This window comes from Mycobacterium sp. (assembly GCF_044342925.1).
Lineage (GTDB): Bacteria > Actinomycetota > Actinomycetes > Mycobacteriales > Mycobacteriaceae > Mycobacterium.
Window position 1 is genome coordinate 1 of sequence record NZ_JBIIOV010000187.1, and the last position, 5820, is coordinate 5820.

General features: G+C 67.1%; 7 protein-coding genes. 3 read left to right on the forward strand and 4 right to left on the reverse strand.

The window, feature by feature from the left end:
- Together ADBZ6I_RS15380 and ADBZ6I_RS15385 are read right to left on the reverse strand one after the other, a co-directional pair.
- On the reverse strand, positions 1-700 hold a 700-nt coding region (locus ADBZ6I_RS15380), incomplete at its 3' end, for a WXG100-like domain-containing protein (protein ID WP_526385340.1).
- Positions 652-1164 (reverse strand): phosphatase PAP2 family protein, encoded by a 513-nt coding sequence (locus tag ADBZ6I_RS15385; RefSeq protein ID WP_526385342.1) that lies wholly within the window; start codon positions 1162-1164, stop codon positions 652-654. The genes ADBZ6I_RS15380 and ADBZ6I_RS15385, both read right to left, overlap by 49 nt.
- A gap of 94 nt (positions 1165-1258) precedes the next feature.
- On the opposite strand from ADBZ6I_RS15385, the gene ADBZ6I_RS15390 reads away from it, so the two are divergent.
- Positions 1259-2446, forward strand: a complete 1188-nt coding sequence (locus ADBZ6I_RS15390; RefSeq protein ID WP_526385344.1) for an alpha/beta hydrolase — start codon at positions 1259-1261, stop codon at positions 2444-2446.
- A gap of 34 nt (positions 2447-2480) precedes the next feature.
- Here ADBZ6I_RS15390 and ADBZ6I_RS15395 read toward each other — a convergent pair whose 3' ends face one another.
- Both ADBZ6I_RS15395 and ADBZ6I_RS15400 read right to left on the reverse strand, forming a co-directional pair.
- The gene (locus ADBZ6I_RS15395) at positions 2481-3374 is read right to left on the reverse strand and encodes an SAM-dependent methyltransferase (RefSeq protein ID WP_526385346.1); all 894 of its coding nucleotides are present in this window, start codon (positions 3372-3374) and stop codon (positions 2481-2483) included.
- A 10-nt stretch (positions 3375-3384) separates the two neighbouring features.
- Positions 3385-4296, reverse strand: coding sequence for an oxygenase MpaB family protein (locus ADBZ6I_RS15400; protein ID WP_526385348.1), 912 nt, complete (start codon positions 4294-4296; stop codon positions 3385-3387).
- A 76-nt stretch (positions 4297-4372) separates the two neighbouring features.
- On the opposite strand from ADBZ6I_RS15400, the gene ADBZ6I_RS15405 reads away from it, so the two are divergent.
- Entirely contained in the window at positions 4373-4999 is a 627-nt protein-coding gene (locus tag ADBZ6I_RS15405; protein WP_526385350.1) for a TetR/AcrR family transcriptional regulator, read from the forward strand.
- A gap of 9 nt (positions 5000-5008) precedes the next feature.
- Positions 5009-5820: NAD(P)-dependent oxidoreductase (locus tag ADBZ6I_RS15410; RefSeq protein ID WP_526385352.1), on the forward strand; the 812-nt coding region annotated here is incomplete at its 3' end.

The window sequence follows — 5820 nt, forward strand, 5'->3', positions numbered from 1 at the left end:
CCAACCGCGCCAACAAATCCCGGATCGCATTCTGGGTGGCCTCCACATCGGCGGCGAACCCCTCCAACTGCGCTGCCACCGCCGCGCATTGGGCGCTGATGCCCGCGAAATCCGACCCGATACCCCGCAACACCGAGACGATCTGCTCAGCCTCCGGGATCTGCTGATCCCCCACCACCGCAGACGGGCCCGCCAGCTCCCCGCTCACCCCGCCCAGTACCGCCCCGAACGCCCGCCACGCCTCCGCCGCGGCCCGCATCCCCGCCGGACTGCCGGAAGGCCACAAATCCCCCACCAACATCGCCACCACCGCCCACAACAGCGGCTCGCCCACCCCGGCCCCGGTCACACTCGGCCCCGCCGGCGCCGACACCGGCACCGGACATGGCGGCGACCCCAACGGCTGCGCCCGACCGGAGATATCCGACATCGCCTCGGCCCGTGAATAATTCACCGCGCTGACCTGCACCCCGTACCCGGTCTGGGCACACGCGTTAATCCCCGCCGCCACCGCAGCCAGCACCGCATCAGCGGCCTCGGCGTACTGCCGGCCGAACATCACCCCAGCGGAATCCTGCCCGGTGTTGGCGTGAAAGCCCGCCGACAACGCCGCCACCGCCGGCATCAGGCCCTCGCCCACCCCGAGCACGCTCACGCCGGCACCGGCCAACACCGCGGGATCCACCGCCAGCAACCCCACAACCCCCTCCCCAACTGCGAATGGAGCCCATTGTGGCAAGTACAGCAAACAAGGGGTAGTCGCCCCCGTCGCCCCAGCCTCCAGGAACACACCAAACGGACGCAGAGCAGGTAGTAAAGGAACCCCAGCACCCATCCGGCCACCACGTCAGAGGGGTGATGGACGTTGAGGATCACCCGGGCCAGGCTCACCGTGAGGATCAGGCCTACCCCCACCGCGACGGCCACCCGACGCCGAATGAGCGTCAAACGCGGCCACAGCACCGTCAGGAAGGCCAGCACGCCCACCGTCATGCCCAGCGCATGCCCGGACGGGAACGCTGTCGACGCGGCGTGGGTCAGGGCGGTGTCCAGCCAGGCCCAGTGGACGACGAACCCCACCCACAACATGACGTAGACCGCCACTGCCAGCAACGCTACTGCGACCAGCGAGGCCGCCGCGACCAGCGAGTTCTTTGATTTCACCGGTTTCGGGTACACAATGCTAGTTAGCGCCGCTAACATCAGCGGCGGTGCAGGGCCACCCGCCAGGGGCGCGCCCGGAAAGGCCGGTAGGACGATGACCGTTCCCGCGGAGATGCCCCGTCCGATGCCCGACGTGCCGGGCGCCGACGTCGGCGCCGCCGGCCTGCCCGACCGTTCCGACCTGACCAGGTTCCAGCGGGCCATCGTGGACTCCTCTGCGGTCGCCGATATCGGACTGCGAACCGCGATCGCGACCGCGGTTGCCGCCGCCGTCGCTCCGACTATTCTCACCACCGCGGTGAAGCGGTCCGAAGCGAAACGGGAACGCGACAATATCGCCTTCTACGCCGACGTTGCCAAGCACAAGGACCCTGCCCGCTCCTTCCCCGCGCCGACGGACATTCCCAACATCTCCACCCGTACGGCCAATCCGATCGCCGAATACATCGCCAACGGCCACGTCCACAATGGTGCGTTCGCCAGTACCTTCACGCCGATCAATCCCGCCATGCGTAAGAGATGGGGAAAATACAAGCGCAACAACATCGTTCGCTTTCAGCACTGGCGGCACTCCGACGGCCCCCGGCCCACCTTGTGCGTCATTCACGGATTCATGGGCTCGCCGTACCTGGTCAACGGGCTGTTCTTCTCGCTGCCATGGTTCTACCGCTCCGGCTACGACGTGCTGCTCTACTCGCTGCCGTTCCACGGGCGCCGCGCCGAGGAGCGTTCCCCGTTCAGCGGCTACGGCTACTTCGCCGGTGGCATGAGCGGGTTCGCCGAGGCCATGGGTCAGGCGGTCTACGACTTCCGCACCATCCTGAACTGGTTGGAGCACACAGGTGTTGAGCGCATCGCGCTGACCGGCATCTCGCTGGGCGGCTACACCTCCGCGCTCGTCGCTTCCGCCGACGACCGCCTTGAGGCGGTCATTCCGAACGTTCCGCTGGTCACCCCGCAGTCAACCTTCGACGACTGGTGGCCGGTAAGCAAGGTCGTCCAGCTGGCGCGCGCAGTCGGGGGCGTGAGCCGCGAGGAGTCCTACTCCAGTTTTGCCTACCACTCGCCGCTGAACTACAAGCCGAAGGTGTCCAGGGACCGCCGGCTCATCATCACCGGCCTCGGCGACCGGCTTGCCCCGCCCAGCCATGCCGAGGCGCTGTGGGAGCACTGGGACCGCTGCGCTCTGCACTGGTTCCCGGGCAACCACGTCCTGCACGTCAGCCAGCCCGAATACCTGCGCCGCGCCAACCGGTTCCTGCGGCCGCTCATGTTTGACTAACGCAGATGTTCGACTAACGCAGATGTTTGACTAGTCAATCCTTGACGGCGCTGACCAGCGTGATGCTGTGGATCATGGCAGTCACCTCGACGTCATCAGTCGGCGTCACACGCCCGACGCTCTCCAGATAATCGGTCAGGGCCGTCGCCTCGGCTGACCACCCGCGCTGGGAAAACCATTGCGCCGCAGGGGCACACTGCTCGTTGTACACCAGCTGCCACCACTGGCCCCGCATGTCGTCGGCCGCCTTAGCCTCACGAACCTTGGCAGTAAAGGCATCGCGATCCATCGGCCGACCCTCTTCGACGGCAAGCCGGCTGCCCAGGCAGGCCATCGCGTCAATGCCGGTGAACAGCTGCTCCTGGGCGGCGGCGGGCAGGTAGATCAGCAGCCCCTCGGCGATCCACGCTGAGGGCTCATCGGCGCGGAAGCCGCTGGATCGCAACGCTTCCGGCCAGTCATCGCGCAGATCGACGGCAACCTCCCGGCGCTCGGCCCGCGGGGTGACACCCCGCAGGGTCTGGCGTTTGAACTCCAGAACCCGGGGCTGGTCGAGCTCGAAAACCGTTGTCCCGTCAGGCCAGTCCAGTCGGTAGGCCCGGGAATCCAGACCCGCCGCCAGCATCACGATCTGGCGGACCCCCGCCTCGGCGGCGGCCCGGAAGTAGGCGTCGAAATAGCGGGTGCGCGCGGCCTGGAAGGTGACGAAATGCCGCCCGAAATCCTCCGAACGCAACGGGTGGTCGCCGGCGGGTCCGTCGAGCACCTCGGCCCAGGGCCCGCCGGCCGCCCGGCAGAACACCTCCGCGCAGGAGTCGACAGCCAGTGGTTGGGCCTTCTGTGCCTCCAGTGCGCGGGCCGCGGCGACGAACAGCGCCGTCGAGCCCACACTGGTGGTGATATCCCAGCTGTCGTTATCGCTGCGCACGCCCGAACACCTAGACCAGCGGACGTCCGGTGCGCATCCGCCAGTTCACGTCATGCAGAAGCAGATTGAACGGGAAGTTGCGCACGAACGACGGCACCAGATTGCCGCTGAGCCGAATCGCGGTCATCAGGGCGTCGAACTCACGCTGCTTGACCTGGTTCCAGTCCAGCTTCATCTCGTCGCGGAACCGCTGCGGCAGAAAGCCGGTGGTGATGAGCAGGGCGAGGCTCTCGTTGACGTTCTGAATCGGCCAGGGCATGCGGAATGAGCCCAGCCGGGCTACCGCGATGGGGTACAGAAATTCGCGGATGGTGTCGTCGATGTGGATCTTCTCGAGCTGCTCGTCCCAGTACTTGTCGAAGGCGAAGCGGTCGGCCGGCCACATCTCGGGCCGGACCTGGAGCATGGTGCCCAGCGCCATGCTGTCGCGATAGTGCTCGTCGGCGGTGTCTTCGTCCATCTCGCCGATGAACATCCGGCGCACGTCGAGGCCGCCTTTGTAGAGACAAGCCGCAACCCACAGCTGCAGTTCCGGGTCCAGGGCCTTGTACTTCACCGGACTGTCCTCGGTGGAGAAGACCTGGGCGTGCGCGGCGGTCACCGCTTTGCGAAAGGCCTTCTGCTGCTCGACATTCCCACGAGTCGCGACCGCAAGGTAGGTGAACGTGGTTCGTGCGCGCTTGATCGGATGGCGGTCGATGCGGCCGCTCTCGACGCGACTCTCCTTGACGCCGTACCCGACGGCGGGATGGCCGAGCTGCATGATCACGTTCGCCGGGCCGGCCAGCAGCGCGATCCCGGGGATGCCGTTGTCGAAGATCGGCGGGCGGGTCAGCCGTTGCACCAGGCTGCGATCGGCAGCCGGCACCGCAGACACGCTGACGGGACGCTCCACCACGCTCACGGACTTGCGAGTACTCACCGAGACCCCTTTGTCTGGTAAATCTGGAAACCGAGGTTTCCAGACATTGTGCCACCCCCTCCGGCGATGTCAGGATATGGCAGTGACCCAGGCACGTCCGTATGCAGGAGTGGATGCTGCCGACCGTCTGGCCCGGCGACGGGCCCGCCTGCTGGAGGCAGGCCTGGAACTCCTGGGCACCAACGTCGATCCCGCCCAACTGACGGTCCGCGGTATTTGCCAGCAGGCCGGACTGGCCACCCGCTATTTCTACGAGGGCTTCTCCGACAAGGAGGGCTTCATCGGCGCCGTTTTCGACTGGGTGATCGGCAGGCTTGCCATCACCACCCAGGCCGCCGTTGCGGCGGCACCGGTGGAGCACCAGACCCGGGCCGGGCTGACCAACATCGTGCGAACGATCCAGGCCGATCCACGCGTCGGCCGGTTGGTCTTCGGCAGTCAGGTGTCCAACACCGCCGTGATCCGAAAGCGTCAGGAGACCGAGGCGCTGTTCGTGATGCTGGCCTGCCAGCACGTCGAGACTTTGACGCAGCGGCCCGCCGACGAGCGGACCAAGGCGTTCTCCTACTTCGTGGTCGGCGGGGTGACCCAGACGATCAGCGCGTGGCTGGCCGGGGACGTAGCCCTGAACTCCGCCGAAATCGTCGATCAACTCAGCGCCATCGTGGACGCATTCGGTGAATCCCGGCTCGTCCGCGACTAAGTGGGCGCGATGGTAGCGAAACTCACCGTTCTTGCGCACTTCCTGCCCAGCCCGACCGTGCTCGACATCGTTGCGCCGGAATCGGATTGGCTCGACATCCGATGGTGCCACGAGGAAGACAACGACACCCTGCACCGCGAGCTGCCCTCGGTCGATGCTGTGTGGCATGTGCTGCGGCCGCTGACCGGTGCGGACCTTCGCCGCGGCGAGAAGCTGCGCCTGGTGCACAAACTCGGCGCCGGCGTCAACACCATCGACGTTGACACGGCCACCGAACTGGGTATCGCGGTGGCGAATATGCCCGGCGCCAACGCGCCGTCGGCGGCGGAGGGCACCGTGCTGCTGATGCTGGCTGCGATGCGACGGCTGCTCGACCAGGATCGGGCCACCCGCGCTGGGCGGGGCTGGCCCACCGACACCACCCTCGGCGAGACGGTGCGCGACATCGGCGCCTGCACCGTCGGCCTGGTCGGCTACGGCAATATCGCCCGGCGCGTCGAGCAGATCGTGACAGCGATGGGCGCGACGGTGCTGCACACCAGCACCGGAGACGACGGCACACCGGGCTGGCGACCGCTACCCGAACTGCTGGCCGCCAGCGACATCGTCAGCCTGCATCTGCCGCTCACCGCGCAGACCGAGAACCTGCTCGACCGCTCAGCGCTGGACCTGATGAAACCGACGGCCCTGCTGGTCAACACCTCCCGGGGCGCCATCGTCGACGAGACGGCACTGACCGACGCCCTGCGCAACCGTCGACTGGCCGCCGCGGGACTCGACGTGTTCGCCACCGAACCCGTCGCTCCGGAGAACCCGCTGCT